General features: G+C 36.4%; 12 protein-coding genes. 10 read left to right on the forward strand and 2 right to left on the reverse strand.

Annotation, left to right across the window (positions count from 1 at the left end; translation table 11 throughout):
* The first annotated feature begins 45 nt into the window (after positions 1 to 45).
* Entirely contained in the window at positions 46 to 1,959 is a 1,914-nt protein-coding gene (locus EO244_RS12330) for a S9 family peptidase (RefSeq protein WP_129254982.1), read from the forward strand.
* 69 nt (positions 1,960 to 2,028) lie between these two features.
* On the opposite strand, the gene EO244_RS12335 is transcribed toward EO244_RS12330, so the two are convergent.
* Positions 2,029 to 3,672, reverse strand: coding sequence for an AMP-binding protein (locus EO244_RS12335; RefSeq protein ID WP_206734555.1), 1,644 nt, complete (start codon positions 3,670 to 3,672; stop codon positions 2,029 to 2,031).
* 390 nt (positions 3,673 to 4,062) lie between these two features.
* On the opposite strand from EO244_RS12335, the gene EO244_RS12340 reads away from it, so the two are divergent.
* The 7 genes from EO244_RS12340 (at position 4,063) to EO244_RS12370 (ending at position 10,689) form a co-directional block, all read left to right on the forward strand.
* Positions 4,063 to 4,458 carry a hypothetical protein gene (locus EO244_RS12340; protein WP_129254984.1) on the forward strand — a complete coding sequence of 132 codons (396 nt, stop codon included), beginning with the start codon at positions 4,063 to 4,065 and terminating at the stop codon, positions 4,456 to 4,458.
* Between the two features lie 180 nt (positions 4,459 to 4,638).
* A complete protein-coding gene (locus EO244_RS12345; protein ID WP_129254985.1) occupies positions 4,639 to 5,082 on the forward strand; it encodes a DMT family transporter in 444 nt (147 codons plus the stop codon).
* A gap of 244 nt (positions 5,083 to 5,326) precedes the next feature.
* The gene (locus EO244_RS12350) at positions 5,327 to 6,181 is read left to right on the forward strand and encodes a GNAT family N-acetyltransferase (RefSeq protein WP_129254986.1); all 855 of its coding nucleotides are present in this window, start codon (positions 5,327 to 5,329) and stop codon (positions 6,179 to 6,181) included.
* Between the two features lie 74 nt (positions 6,182 to 6,255).
* Positions 6,256 to 6,891 (forward strand): uracil-DNA glycosylase family protein, encoded by a 636-nt coding sequence (locus tag EO244_RS12355; RefSeq protein ID WP_129254987.1) that lies wholly within the window; start codon positions 6,256 to 6,258, stop codon positions 6,889 to 6,891.
* Between the two features lie 226 nt (positions 6,892 to 7,117).
* Complete coding sequence (locus EO244_RS12360; protein WP_129254988.1) at positions 7,118 to 8,956, forward strand: sensor histidine kinase; 1,839 nt, start codon at positions 7,118 to 7,120, stop codon at positions 8,954 to 8,956.
* Between the two features lie 279 nt (positions 8,957 to 9,235).
* The gene (locus EO244_RS12365; protein WP_129254989.1) at positions 9,236 to 10,051 is read left to right on the forward strand and encodes a ZIP family metal transporter; all 816 of its coding nucleotides are present in this window, start codon (positions 9,236 to 9,238) and stop codon (positions 10,049 to 10,051) included.
* Positions 10,052 to 10,227: 176 nt separating this feature from the next.
* Entirely contained in the window at positions 10,228 to 10,689 is a 462-nt protein-coding gene (locus tag EO244_RS12370; protein WP_206734556.1) for a PaaI family thioesterase, read from the forward strand.
* A gap of 56 nt (positions 10,690 to 10,745) precedes the next feature.
* Here the strand turns inward: EO244_RS12370 and EO244_RS12375 are convergent, their stop codons facing one another.
* Positions 10,746 to 11,333 (reverse strand): rubredoxin-like domain-containing protein, encoded by a 588-nt coding sequence (locus EO244_RS12375; RefSeq protein WP_129254991.1) that lies wholly within the window; start codon positions 11,331 to 11,333, stop codon positions 10,746 to 10,748.
* A gap of 151 nt (positions 11,334 to 11,484) precedes the next feature.
* Between EO244_RS12375 and EO244_RS12380 the strand changes: the two genes are divergently transcribed.
* Positions 11,485 to 12,198 carry an SDR family NAD(P)-dependent oxidoreductase gene (locus EO244_RS12380; protein WP_129254992.1) on the forward strand — a complete coding sequence of 238 codons (714 nt, stop codon included), beginning with the start codon at positions 11,485 to 11,487 and terminating at the stop codon, positions 12,196 to 12,198.
* A 147-nt stretch (positions 12,199 to 12,345) separates the two neighbouring features.
* The gene (locus EO244_RS12385) at positions 12,346 to 15,594 is read left to right on the forward strand and encodes a S41 family peptidase (protein WP_206734557.1); all 3,249 of its coding nucleotides are present in this window, start codon (positions 12,346 to 12,348) and stop codon (positions 15,592 to 15,594) included.
* Positions 15,595 to 15,605 lie beyond the last annotated feature (11 nt).

Raw genomic sequence — 15,605 nt, forward strand, 5'->3', positions numbered from 1 at the left:
GTAAATTAAGGCTTCAATAATTTACTAATCACTAATAGAGTCATTATGAAAATTAACATCACACATTTGTGTATTCCCGTGTTAGCTATATGTATTTTTGCTTGCACACCCAAAGAGAAAAAAGTTGAACGCCCTCCCAAAATTGCTTTGGAAGACTTTTTTAAGAATCCTCAAAAGACCTCTTATCAAATTTCGCCTGAAGGTACAAAGGTTTCGTACCGAGCTCCATACAAAGATCGGATGAATATTTTTGTTCAGGAAATTGGTAATGATGAGGCTGTTCAAATTACTTTTGAAACAGATCGTGATATTGCCGGCTATTTCTGGGCAAACGATAATCGGATTCTGTATTTGAAAGATAATGGAGGTGATGAGAATTTTAAATTGTATGGAGTTGATATTGATGGTGAGAATCTGGTTTGTTTTACTGATTTTGAGAATGTTCGTACAGGCATAATTGATCGTTTGGACGATATTCCCGATGAGATTATTATTTCTATGAATAAAAGAAATCCTCAGGCATTTGATCCTTATCGTCTGAATATTGTGACGGGAGAGTTGACCATGCTTTATGAAAATCCAGGGAATATTACCAGTTGGATGACTGATCATGAGGGCAAACTACGTGTTGCGACAGCAATTACCGATATGGTAAATGCCACTGTGCTTTATCGTGATACTGAAAAGGACAAATTTAAGCCGGTTATTACAACCAGTTTTAAAGAGAGCATGTCGCCTCAGTTTTTCACTTTTGATAATAAAAAATTATATGCCAGCTCTAATATCGGACGCGATAAGGCTGAGATCGTCATTTTTGATCCTGTAACAGGAAAGGAGACTGAGAGCTTATTTGCTAATGAAATGGTAGATGTTGAAAGTCTGTCATATTCGAAAAAACGTAAAGTGCTTACCAAGGCCATTTATACAACGGATATGGTTAATTTCAAGTTCTTTGATAAGGAAAGTGAAGATATGTATAATCGTGTAAAAAAAGAATTACCTGATTATGACTGTTATTTTACAAGTAGTAATACCAATGAAGATAAGTTTTTGATTCGAACCTATAGTGACAGATCTTTGGGTGCTTATTATATCTATGATAAAAATACCGATGAACTAAAATTAATTTCTGAAGTGAGTCCATGGATGAATGAATCTCAAATGGCTCCAATGAAACCAATTCAATACACTAGTCGGGATGGAAAAACGATTCACGGTTATCTAACACTGCCAGTTGGTGTTAAAGCTAAAAACCTACCTATGGTAGTTAATCCTCATGGGGGACCATGGGCAAGAGATAATTGGGGATTTAATCCTGAGATTCAATTCCTGGCCAATCGTGGTTATGCAGTTTTACAGATGAATTTCAGAGGCTCTACAGGCTATGGTCGTGAGTTCTGGGAATCTTCATTCAAACAGTGGGGACAGAGCATGCAGGATGATATCACCGATGCAGTACAGTGGGCAATTGATAAGGGCTATGCTGATAAAGATCGTGTTGCAATTTATGGTGGTAGTTATGGTGGCTATGCAACTTTAGCAGGTTTGGCTTTTACACCTGACTTGTACAAATGTGGTGTTGATTATGTGGGTGTGAGCAATATGTTTACTTTCATGAATAGTCTGCCTCCATATTGGGAGCCTTACCGTCAGATGCTATACGAAATGGCTGGTGATCCTGTAAAAGATAGTGTCATGTTAGCTAAGGTATCACCGGTTTATCACGCTGATAAAATTAAAGCGGCTTTATTTGTTGCTCAGGGCGCCAATGATCCAAGGGTTAATCTTGCAGAATCGGACCAAATGGTTGCCGCAATGAAAGCGCGTGGGATTAATGTGGAGTATATGGTAAAAGATAATGAAGGCCATGGTTTTAGAAATCAGGAAAATCGATTTGATTTCTATCGCACTATGGAAAAGTTTTTGGATACCCACCTGATGAATGAAAAACAGGACTAGTTAAATAAGAGTGAAAATGCCCAAACTTAAAGGTTTGGGCATTTTTTATATCCGTTGTTTTTTATTTTTCTAGTAGTATAAAAAACGTTTGATTTTATGTGTTGCTGTTTTTTGGAAAGGATCAACTTGAGCAACCACCATTTGAACCTGAGAGAATTTATTGACTCTTGAGTTTACGTATTGATGCAGTTCTTTCATCAATTCATCAATTTGTTGATCGACGTAGTTTTCCACATCTTTTTTAAGTGTTTTGTATTGCTGTTCCAACTCTTCATAATTGAAGTGAACCATAGCAACCAATTTTCCTTTTTTCTCGACGACAACAGATTCAACCACATGTTTGAAATTATTGATGACCGATTCGATTTCTTCAGGATAAATGTTTTCTCCGCTGGCTCCGACAATCATATTTTTTAGACGACTCTCGATATAGAGGTAATTGTTTTTGTCCATTCTTGCCAGGTCTCCCGTTTTAAACCAGCCATCTTCAGTCATGACTTCTTTGGTCTTTTCAGGGTCTTTAAAGTAGCCCATCATCACATTATCGCCTTTGGCCCAAACTTCTCCAATTTGAGTGTGTGGGTCAGGCTTATGGATTTTTAATTCAACTCCAGCCAAAGCAGGGCCTGTAGATCTGTATTGGGTTTTGGCAACTCCAATACCAGCAAGCAGAGGAGAGGTTTCAGTTAGGCCATATCCAATGGCATAAGGAAATTTGGCTTCACGTAAAAATTGTTCGATCTTGTCGCCCAACTTTGCTCCTCCAATACCAAAGAAGGTTAGTTTGCCACCAAAGGTTTCCATTAATTTTTTCCCTGCAATAAGATTTAGCCTTTTGCGGAAAAAAGGAATTTTATATAGGTTTCGGGTGATGGCTTTTCCGTTGATAGTTGGCAAAATCTTTCCTTTATAGATTTTTTCAATGATCAGAGGTACCGAAAACATGATGGTTGGTTTGACTTCTTTTAAAGCCGATATCAACAAAGATGGAACAGGTGCTTTTCCTAAGTAATAAATACAGGAACCTGCTAACATAGGAATGATAAAACCTAAAGTGTTTTCGTAGGTATGCGATAGGGGCAAGATGGATAGAAAGCGATCATTTTCATCGATAGGATGAAGCTGTCTGGCACTAGTTGCATTAGAACAAATATTTTTGTGCGAAAGCATTACACCTTTTGAACTGCCTGTTGTTCCTGATGTATAAATGATAGCTGCCATGTCATCTTCGGCAACTTGATAGCTTTTATCAGGTGTCGCTGAATCATCATACTGAGCAGTCGTTTGATTTGATTCAATCAAATCAAAGTTTTCAACTGCAATGGTGTAATCCAGGCTGTCGATATCTAAGTTCTTAATTTTTGCATATAGAGCTTTTGATACAACGATTGCCTTAGATTCGGAATGTTTAAGGATGTTTTCAATCTCCATGACTGAAAAATCGGGTAATATTGGAACAACAACGGCTCCCATAAAAGTGGTTGCATAATAGGTAATCCCCCAGTTGGGCATATTACTACTTAGAATAGCAATTTTGTCACCTGTTTTGATACCCAGCTTTTCGTAAAAAGCAATAAGAGCATGTATTTTAGAATTGACTTCCTTGTAGGTGATAGGTGTTTGACCTACAAGTGCCATGGCATTTGAGGATCCAAACTTTGTAACTGTTTCCGAAAAAAGTGCGGGAAACGTTAAGTTATGATATGGTTTCATTATGGTTTGTTTTTAAAAGGTGTTGTGTGGCTTGGTAGGCCTGAATGTACACATACACAGCCTGCAATTTAACGAATTTTCGATAGACCCTGTTATTTTATATTCATTGCTTTTATCCGGAAAGACGGATAAGCCTCAAAAAACATAATTCGGGTGTGTAATGTGTTTATTTTTATGGTGTTCTGTGTCGGCCTAGTCAAGGGGCGTCTTTTTATCTTATTATCGAAATAAATCTGTAAATAGGGCTTTTTTTAGCTGCTTAAGAATCAACTGTTCCTTATTTTATTTTTCATATTAATAATAGAACTCTAAAATTCTTGCTATTTAACGCAACCTATTTCATCTATTTTCGTCTATAGTTATGTAGTCTAAAAGTTAAAATGCTTTCCAATGAAGAAGATATTTATAGTTTTTATCCTGATGACTTTCTTTTCATCATGTTCAGATAAGAATGATGACAATTTTGTTGTATCTGAACTGGTTAGCCGTTGGAAGTGGGTCGAATCTAGTGGAGGAATAGATGGTAGAACCGACACTCCTGAATCTACTGGTAAAGAAATCGTTTTGATTTTTTCTCTTAATACATATCAGCAATACGTCAATGACAAGCTGGAAATTGAGATGACTTATCATTTGGAGGAGGCAGAATCCATCATTTTTGGCGACAAAAGACTGATGATCGTTTATGAAAATGGACGAAAACAATCCTTTGATCGCTGCGATGGCAAGCTGATTTTATACGATGAGTGTATTGATTGTTTTACCAGTACCTATGTTCGGTTTTAGAAATTTAATAAAATAGCCTTATTATATATTTTCCCTGTATGTTTTTGACGTCTGAACTTAAAAGTTTGGGCGTCTTTTTTATGTGCGAATAGAAAAACCAAATTTTAATTCTTCTGTCGGGCATAATTCCATTTTTAGATATGGAAAATATGTATGTTTGTATTCAAATTTAGATAAGCGATGAGATATTTTTTGATGATATTAGCCCTGGTTGCGGGGTGTTTGTTACCCGTTCAGGCGAGTATTAATGCGAAATTGGGATCTTTTCTGAAAGCTCCACTTATGGCTGCTCTGGTCAATTTTATGGTGGGTGGTTTTATCTTGTTGATGGTCATCATCGGGACACGTACCCCTAATAACATCATGCAAGCTATAAAAGAGGCGCCTGTCTATTCATGGATTGGTGGTCTGATGGGCTGTATATATGTCAGTTCCATTATCTTTCTGGTTCCCCGATTGGGTGCAGCCTTGAGCTTTGGATTGATAGTTGCAGGTCAGTTGATTTTCTCTATGATATTGGATCATTATGGTTTATTTGGTGTCCCTGTGCAACCTGCTAACTGGGGGCGTATTTTGGGTATCCTCCTAATTTTTGCCGGCATATTTTTCATTCATAAGTTTTAATTATAAATGTTTTTAGGTGACTTAGCTTATGGCAAAATAATTATTTCTTAAGAAAAAAAAATCCTTCCTTTTCTATCTGTCAAGCTCTGTGTCAGTAAAAATCCACAGATATAATCTCCTTTTTTAGAGTTAGATAGAATTATTCTATTTTATGTATGATATGGCTTTATTCAAATGTATGATACTGTTTGAAATATTATTTTCATAAATTTGAAAGACTTGTTATATATGAATTAATAATAAAATGGAAAGAATAGAATCTCTTGATAAGTTAAGTTTCGATCATTTATTTCCCGCATTTTCTGAAGCATTTGGGAGTTATGAAGTTCAGATAAATAAGGATGAATTGCGTGCTATGTTAAAACGCAGGGGATATTCACCGGAATTTTCCTTTGGGGCATTCGAGAATAATAAGTTGGTCTCATTTACCTTAAATGGAATAGGGCAATTCAATGCTCGTAAAACGGCTTATGATACAGGAACAGGAACATTAGAGGCATTTCGGGGTAAAGGCATGGCTTCAAAAATTTTCACTGATTCTATTCCATATTTAAAAAATGCAGGTGTATCGCAATATCTCCTCGAGGTTTTGCAACACAACACGAATGCTGTGTCAGTGTACAAAAAACTGGGTTTTACTGTTAGCAGAGAATTTAACTATTTCGTACAGCCTACCGCAGAAGTTCAGTTGCTTGATAAAAAGTTGTCTGATATATTCAATATACAGGAAACAAGTTTGGAGAATGCAGAGGGGGCAACTGAATTTTGGGATTTTGTTCCTTCATGGCAAAATAGTTTTGAAGCAATCAAACGGAGTCTTAGTGATTTTAAAATCATTGGTTCATATCATGATCATAGGCTAGTTGGGTATTGTATTTTTGAACCCACTTCTGGTGATATAAGTCAAATTGCCGTGAGCAAAGATTACAGGAGACAGGGAATTGGAACTGCTCTGTTAAGCGAAATGCTTAAGATTAATAAGCATTCTTCAATTAAAGCGATTAATACCGAAATTGCCTGTGAATCTATAACACATTTTTTTGAATCAAATCACATTCTACTGAGAGGGAAGCAATTTGAAATGATTAAAAGTCTTTAATACAATTATTTGGATTAGTAATATATTGTTGAATTTAGAGTGAAATTGTCTTTAATCATTCTAATTTTAAGCTGATGATAACTTCACATCAATATTTAAGCAAATACCCAATTTCAAAGGATAGTGAAAAACTGATTCTAGGTACAATTCATCCCCATAATCATGAGGAATTTGAGCTTCCTTTTTTCTATGGTAATGTAAATAGTATTTGGACAATACTTAGCGAAGCATTCCCCGATGAATTGAAAAAGCCGATTACATTAAATGGAATTCTGGCATTTTTAAAACGTCGAAAGATTTCAGTTAGTGATACAATTATAAAATGTGAAAGAAAGAAACCGACGGCTAATGATTCCGATTTGTTACCTATTGAGCTTAATCGACAGTTAATAAGGGATATTAAGAATTCAAATATATCTGAAATCTTTTTTTCAAGTGGCTTTGGCAAAAATAATGCTTTCCGGCTTTTTTATGTTGATATTTTAGGTCTTAAAATAACAAAAGAGATTCGGGCTAAACGAGAGTTAATCCTTAATAAGGAGGTATTTGGCCGGAAAATAAAAATGACGATTTTATATTCTCCTTCGGGTTCTTCTAATGTAGGGTTATCAAAATCGAAGATATATTTGGAAAAGAAGAAGGAGTATGAAAAATCGAACAGACCTGTTCATGATTTTAAAGTTGATTATTATCGCGAAAAATTTGAATAAGGAATATGAGTTGTGTGTTTTGTTTGGGTCTATCGATGTAAAAACTTAATATAGCTGTAAGCTGCCTTTTTTAGGCAAGAGTTTTCTTGATATGAATGTTTTAATTTAAAGAGTTGACCATAGTAAAGAATAAAGAGTTTGTTTGAATTCATTGGGAAGATTCTAGTCGAGTTCTAGTAGAGATTTAAAAAATAAATTATATTGCAAGCTTAATCCACTATACGATATGATCTCTAGATTCAGCAAACATCTTTCTGATAGTATTAATAAAAGCCGGTTTGCAACTGCTCTTAATACAGTCTTTGTTTTTGTTCCCGTTTTTTCAATTATTTTAATTGTGACGATATTCATCTTGAGGACACAAGAAAAGATGGAACTGAAGTTGGTCAGGAATGCTGAGAAGAGTCTTGTTGACACCAAGTTTAAAAGTGTTGAATCAGAAATTAATCACGTTATCAATGATTTATTTATTCTTAAATCAGAGACACACATAAAGGAATTTCTGGCCGATGCCAATCCTGATATTTTTGAGGACCTATCCCAGGATATGCTTAATATTGTTAAGTATAAAAAAATATACGATCAAGTACGTTTATTGGACGAAAATGGCATGGAGCTCATTCGGGTAAATTACAATCAAGGAAATCCGATTATTGTTTCAAAAGAGAATTTGCAAAGTAAAAGCAACCGCTATTATTTTAAAGAGGCAATTAAATTAAATGAAAATGAGGTTTTTATTTCACCTCTTGATTTAAATATTGAGAACAATCAGATAGAACAGCCTCTCAAACCCATGATCCGAGTTGCAACCCCGGTTTTTGATCAGGAAGGTTTAAAACGTGGGATTTTGTTATTCAATTTCTTTGGGGAAACTATCTTGAGTGCCTTTGATAGCTATTCAGACCTAATGATTAACAATAAGCTAATGTTGTTGAATGCAGAAGGTTATTGGCTGAAAGGGGAATCTGCTCAGTATGAGTGGGGTTTTATGTATGAGGATAGAAAAGATATAAAATTTTCAAATCAGTATAAGGATGCTTGGAACGAAATGGTGAGCAAAGAGGCATCTCAGTTTGAAAATAAGGATGGCTTATTTACATTCCAAACCATTTATCCCTTAATGGGGAGATTAAAAAGTGATCGTTCAGAAAAAACATTTGTGTCTAATCAATCACAATTGCTTTCAAAAAGCTATTATTGGACAATTGTTTCTTATGTTCCTTCAGAGATTCTTTATTTCAAACAAAATAAACGTCGTTTTTATGTTGCCCTTTTATTGGTGATAATTTCCATAAGTCTGTTTTTAATATCATGGAAACTTGCAAAGGTTAAAACTTCCAGAAAACAGGCCCTGCAGTTATTGAAAATAAATAACGATACAAAAGATAAGTTTTTTTCGATTGTTGCTCACGATTTAAAAGGTCCTTTTAATGCCTTGTTGGGTTTTAGTAATTTGTTGATGAGTGAAGTAAGAGAAGAGGAAAATTCGAACATAAATGAGTATAGTACAATAATTCATTCAACTTTGAAGAATACTTATGATTTTCTTATCAATTTATTGGATTGGTCAAGATCTCAGATAAATGGAATTGAATACAAACCAGAAGCTTTCTTTTTATCAGACTTAGTTGATGAAATATTTGCCTTACTTAAACTTCAGGCCGATAAAAAAGAGATTCGGATGAATAATTTCGTTTCTGATCAGTTAAAGATTGTAGCTGATAAAAATATTTTGAGTACCATCATTCGAAATATTGTGACCAATGCTTTGAAATACAGTAATAGTGGTGGTGATGTTAAAGTTTCAGCATCAATTAAAAATCATCGTCTACTTTGCACAATTTCCGATAATGGTGTTGGAATTGATGCTGAAAACATTGATAAACTGTTCCATTTAGATTCAAACAGAAGTACATTAGGTACAGATGATGAGAAAGGGACTGGCCTGGGGTTAATTCTTTGTAGAGAACTTATAGAGAAGCACAAAGGTTCAATTGGTGTTGAAAGTGAAATAGCTAAGGGTTCTGATTTTTGGTTTGATATCCCTCAGCCCCTTAATAAATAGCCCTATTGATCGAAAATGTGTATTTGAAATCACCAACGACCATAAACTCCACCTTAAAGTCCTAGCCCTGAAAGATAAGTATGATAAAATTTGAAGGCATTTGTTTATAAAATAGGTATCCATACTGTTTGTGTCGAAATTATAATAGAGATCTGTAATTAATATAATTTTGGCAATTGAGTCTTGTGATTAATAGAAAAATTCGAGGATTTAACAGCATTCTATTATATGAATGAAAATTCGTTTATTTTTGTTTTGTAAAATGAATAATATATAAATATGGAAATAGAGTGGTTATTAGAATATAATCCGGTATGGTTAGCATTGGGAGCTACGCTTTTTACCTGGTTTGTAACAGCATTAGGTTCGGCAATGGTTTTTTTCTTTAAATCGATTAATAAGAAAATTTTAAATTCGATGCTGGGTTTTGCTGCCGGAGTTATGATAGCAGCCAGTTTTTGGTCTTTGCTAAAACCCGCTATTGAAATGTCTGAAGCAAATGGGAATACACCATGGATGCCTGCAGTGGTCGGATTTTTAGCAGGTGGAGCTTTTTTATTTGCGGTAGATAAGATTTTACCTCACTTGCACATGGGGTTATCAACAGATAAAGCAGAAGGTATTAAAACAACCTGGCAAAGAAGTGTATTGCTTGTGCTAGCTATCACCTTGCATAATATTCCGGAAGGTTTGGCTGTAGGTGTTGCATTTGGCGCCTTAGCTAATAATCCTGATGCGGGTATGCTCGCAGGAGCAATTGTTTTGGCTATAGGTATTGGCTTACAGAATTTTCCGGAGGGAGCTGCCGTTTCAATTCCTTTACGGAGAGAGGGTTTTTCACGATTAAAAGCATTTAATTATGGTCAGCTTTCGGGTATTGTAGAACCTATTGCAGGTGTTGTAGGTGCGTATTTGGTACTGACAATAACGCCTTTATTACCCTATGCACTGTCGTTTGCGGCAGGAGCCATGATTTTTGTAGTTGTGGAGGAATTGATACCGGAATCACAAACGGGAAACGAGACCGATTTATCTACAATTGGAGCCATGCTAGGCTTTGCAACAATGATGTTTTTGGATGTTGCTTTGGGATAAAAAGAATCGTTTGTGTTTCATAATTTGAAGCCTTACTTAGAATTTATATTTTCAGACCTGATTGTAATAAAATACGATTAGGTCTTTTTTTTGCCTCTTCATTTTATAGATTGGATAGATTTATCTATTTTAAAAGTATCATTTTGATTATCAGATAAACCGATAAAATTGAAATTATGAAAGGTATACAAGATTACTACCCCGATCATTTCGGGCAGTGTTATGGTTGTGGGCGTTTAAATGAACATGGCTATCAACTGAAGACAGCTTGGGATGGGGAAGAGACTCTGACCCGTTTTACACCTTCAGCATATCATACTGCAATTCCCGGTTCGGTATATGGTGGTTTGTTGGCTTCACTTATCGATTGTCATGGTACGGGGTCAGCAGCCTTGGCACTTGCAAAAGAGAAAGGCATTCAACTGGAAGGGTTTAATGCTCCCCGTTGTGTAACAGGATCGTTGCAGGTTAGTTATAAAAAACCAACTCCTATTGACAGTACACTTGAGATTCGTGGAATCATAAAGGAAGTGAAAGGAAAAAAAGTAGTGGTTGAAATTCGTTTGTTATCAAAAGGCGAGGTTTGTGTTACAGGTGAGGTTATTGCTATTCAAGTTCCTGATGATTTTGGAAAATAAGAACAGCCTTATTTGAAAATTTCGAGACCTTGCAGTTCTGCAAGGTCTCTTTTTTATTACTCGTTATATGGTTTTGGTTTTGCTTTTTTCTGCGGAAACTTTCCCGGTAAAATAACATTGAGCAATTTCTTGCCGATTAATCCCAAACTAATAGCAAAAGCCAGCCCCAAAGAACTTATTAACAGAAATAATCCTTTTTGATCGTTCATATTTTTCATGAAGAAGAGTGTGATGGACACAAGGATGATTAAGCCACCAAAGATGAGTTTATTTCTAAGTAAAGGCGGTTTTAGGCTTTTGAAACGGGTAATACCATCGATAATCCCTGTGATAAAAGCCAAAAGCATACTTAGAGGCAATAGGCTTATACAGAATTCGATGATAATGTCAGACTCCTGAGAATAAAAATTCGGTGTGAGAATTTGTTTGAGGAATAAAAGAGGAATCAGAACCATAAAACTTTGCGAGAGATGGATGGCAATGGGGTGTAAGTCCAGGTTAAGTATCATCAATCGGTTTAAAGAGACTTTTTCCCGGTAGGGTTCAAATACTTTGTGGGGTAAGCCACAGGCAGGGCACACATCACCCAACTTATCCTTCTCCATGACAAAGCCACAGGGCCGACAACGAACGAGTTCTTTCATAAAATTATGTGTTTGTTTATAGGTTTAAGTTAGGATAAATTGTTTGATTATAGAACTTTATCTGTTTTGAGGTTTACTTGTCGCTATGAATTCTTTAACTTTAGAAGACTTAAGATTATTTAGAAGTTAATTGTTTTTTAATGAGATTTGGATGAGGAAAGTAATTATTATTGGTGCAACTTCGGGGATAGGTAAGGCTCTTGCTGAACTATTTATCGATCGCAATTATAAAGTTGGTTTAACGGGTTTAGAGCGAAATGGAGAGGAGGAATTACAGAAAAAATATCCCGGGCGTTTGGAACTCAGGTATTTTGATTGTACTAAAGATAGAAACTCTGAGATAATCAAAGAATTGGTCGAATCACTCGGGGGATTAGATGTCTTGATTTTTAGTGCAGGTATTGGGCATTTAAATCATAATCCCAGTTTTCAAGAGGAAAATCAGGCCAATAAATTAAATGTATTAGCTTTTACTGAGATTGCCAATTGGACTTATCGTTTTTTTGAAAACGAGGGTAAGGGGCATTTTGTGGCTATCAGTTCGATAGCTGGCTTGCGTGGGTACAGAGTGGCCCCAGCTTATCATGCTGCAAAATCTTACCAAATTAGATATTTGGAAGCCTTAAAACAAAAAGCTCATCAATCGGGCAAACCGATATTTATAACGGATATTCGTCCTGGTTTTATTGATACCGGCCTGTCAGATACAAAAAGGAAATTTTGGATTGCAACAAAAGAAAAAGCAGCTCGTCAAATTTACAGCATAATTAAAAGACGAAAGGATACAGGATATGTTACAAAGCGTTGGCAAATTGTTGCCATTATCATGATGCTCATACCAGCTTGGCTTCTTAAAAGGTTGTAAAAATACATGGGAGTTACCTCAGAGATTAATTTTTCCAATGTTAATTAATCATATTCTTTTCATAGACGTTAAAGGATTTTGTAGTTTTGATGCTATTCTGTAAGTAATCACAAACTGATAATACCTAACACAAACACAATTAATACAATGCAAAAAATGAATTTTAAGCTGACTGCTTTTTTTCTCATCCTTATTGGGATGATAAGCAGTGTTAATGCGCAAAATGATGTTCGCTTAATGCGATATCCCGATGTGAATAAAGACTTAATAGCCTTTGTGTATGCCGGCGATATTTGGTCGGTAGATGCAAAAGGGGGAGACGCAACTCGATTAACTTCGCATAAGGGAATGGAATTGTTTCCAAAAATATCACCGGATGGGCAGTGGATTGCCTTTTCCGGAGAATATTCGGGTAGCCGACAGGTTTACGTCATGCCAGCTAAGGGAGGTACTCCTCGCCAGTTGACCTATTACAATTCGGTAGGTTTGATGCCGCCTCGAGGTGGTTTTGATAATGTGGTTTTAGACTGGACTCCGGATAGTCAATCCATCTTGGTTCGTATGAATCGGACGCCCTTTGGTGAAAGAAATGGAACCTATTATAAGGTGAGTTTAAATGGCGGTTTGGAACAGTCCTTACAAATTCCTGAAGGTGGGATGGGTGTTTACTCGCCTGATGCCAGTAAAATATGTTTTGCCCCTATTAGTCGTGAGTTTCGTACCTGGAAACGATATAAGGGCGGACGTGCAGCTGACCTTTGGATTTACGATTTAGAGAAAGATCAATCGGAACGGATCACTAAATTTGTGGGTTCTGATCAGATTCCGTCCTGGTATAAGGATGCAATTTATTTTGCATCTGATCGTGACTTAAAGTTGAATATCTATAAGTACGATATCCCAACTAAAACAATCACTCAAATAACACATCATAAAACCTTTGATGTGATGTGGCCTTCTGGTGAAAACGGACAAATTGTTTACGAAAATGGAGGACAGCTGTTTAAGTTGAATCTGGAGACAGGTAAAGAGGAGCGTGTAGTTGTTAATATTCACTTCGATAATCCAAATATCCTGCCTTATTATAAGAATGTGAAAGACTTTATTCAAGGCTCAGCAGTTTCGCCATCAGGAAAGAGGGCTTTATTTGATGCGAGAGGGGATATTTTTTCTGTTCCGGCTAAAAATGGGCCAAGCATAAATCTGACTCAAACCCAAGGCGTACGTGAAACCTCACCAACTTGGTCGCCTGACGGTAAATACATTTCGTATTATTCGGATGCGACGGGTGAGTATGAAATCTATTTACTTGAGAATAAAAAGGGGGCTAAAGCGAAACAAATTACATCAGGATCTTCTGCCTGGATGTATGATGCGAAATGGTCTGCCAACAGTAAATACCTGTTGTTTTTTGACCGAAACCTGAAACTGAAATATCTTGATATTGAAAGCGGAAAGCTGAAGGTGGTTGATATTGCTAAGCGCAATGAAATTACCGATTATGCTTTTTCTCCTGATTCGGAATGGATTACTTATTCAAAGGAGAGTAAAAATGGTCAGTCTGCAGTGTGGGTTTACCAGCTTTCAAGCGGAAAGAATTACCAATTGACCGATGATACTTTTAGCGATTACGCTCCGGTTTTCTCAGCTGATGGCCAATTCATCTTTTTTATGTCGAATCGTGACTTTAATTTGAGTTTCTCAAGTTTCGAGTTCAATTATCTGTATAATAAGGCGACACGCATTTTTGCATTATCGCTAAAAGCAGATGGGGCTAAACTTTTTGCATTGAAGAATGATGTTGAAGAAGTGAAAAAGGAAGAACCTAAAAAAGACAAGAAGACAGAAGATAAGCTGAATGTCGGGATTGATTTTGAGGGAATCTCAAAACGTATTTCTGTTTTCCCAATGGCATCTGGAAATTATGACGATCTAACGGCTGTTGAAGGCGGGATTCTATATTCCAATAAAGGAAGCTTGCATCGATTTGACATTGAGAAGGAAAAGGATGAGATTATTTTGGATAAGGTATCCGATTATTCTCTTTCGGCTAATGGCAAAAAAATCATGTATCGTTCCGGATCGACTTATGGTATTATCGATGTGAATGCTGGTCAGAAAGTGGGAGACGGTCAGCTGAATTTGGATGGCTTGGAGATGAAGATTGATCCTAAGAAAGAATGGAATCAGATCTATACCGATGGCTGGCGAATTTTCCGCGATTATTATTATGTAGATAATATGCAAGGGGTTGATTGGGATCAGATTAAAGCCAATTACAATCTTTTGATGCCTTATGTGAGTCATCGTGCGGATTTGGATTATATTATTGGTGAGATTATTTCAGAAACCAATACGGGGCATGCTTATGACAATTATGGCGACTTTGAAAAAGTGAAGCCAATTGAAACCGGCTTATTGGGGGCTAAATTAAAAGCTGATACTAAGGCTGGTAAATATATCATCTCAAAGATCTATCAGGGCGAAAATTGGACGCCAAACCGCAAATCACCATTAACTGAACAAGGTGTGAACGTGAAAGAAGGAGACTACCTTTTGAGTATCAATGGGCATGATTTGAGTTTGGATGTGAATCCTTATTTATATCTTGAGAATACGGTTGATAAGATGGTTGATATTACTGTGAATTCAAAACCAAATTTCGAAGGAGCCAAAACGTACACAATTAAGCCTATAGCCAGTGAATTGGAGCTTTTGTATCTGAATTGGGTGAACGAACGTCGTGAGATGGTTGACCGTTTGTCTGATGGAAAGATTGGTTATATTCATGTGCCTAATACGGCTGTAGAAGGGAATCGTGAATTGCATCGTGGGATGTATGCTTATCACGATAAACAAGCCTTAATTATTGATGATCGTTATAACGGTGGAGGATTTATTCCTGACCATATGGCTGATTTGCTTGATCGAGATGTGCTTTCGTACTGGCATCGTCGTGGATTGGAGCCAACACAAACACCAGGTATTGCTCATGACGGACCTAAAGCCATGTTGATTAACCATTATTCTTCTTCGGGAGGAGATGCTTTCCCTTACTATTTTAGAAAGAAAGGTCTTGGAAAATTAATCGGAACCCGAACCTGGGGTGGCTTGGTTGGAATGTCAGGTAATGCTGGTTTGGTTGACGGTGGTTATATCGCCGTGCCTCGTTTCGGTATTTTCGATGAAAATCAGAAGTGGATTATCGAAGGTATTGGTGTTTATCCGGACGTTGAAGTTTATGACGAACCCGATAAAGTGGCTAAAGGAATTGATCCTTCTATTCAGAAAGCAGTGGAAATGCTGTTGAAGGAATTGAAAGAGAATCCAACTAAGAAAATAAGTGCACCTGCTAATCCGAATCGATCGAAATGGGTTGAGGAAGACGTGAAGTAGTTCTGCTTAAA

Origin of the sequence: Ancylomarina salipaludis (assembly GCF_004122035.1) — a bacterium.
GTDB lineage: Bacteria > Bacteroidota > Bacteroidia > Bacteroidales > Marinifilaceae > Ancylomarina > Ancylomarina salipaludis.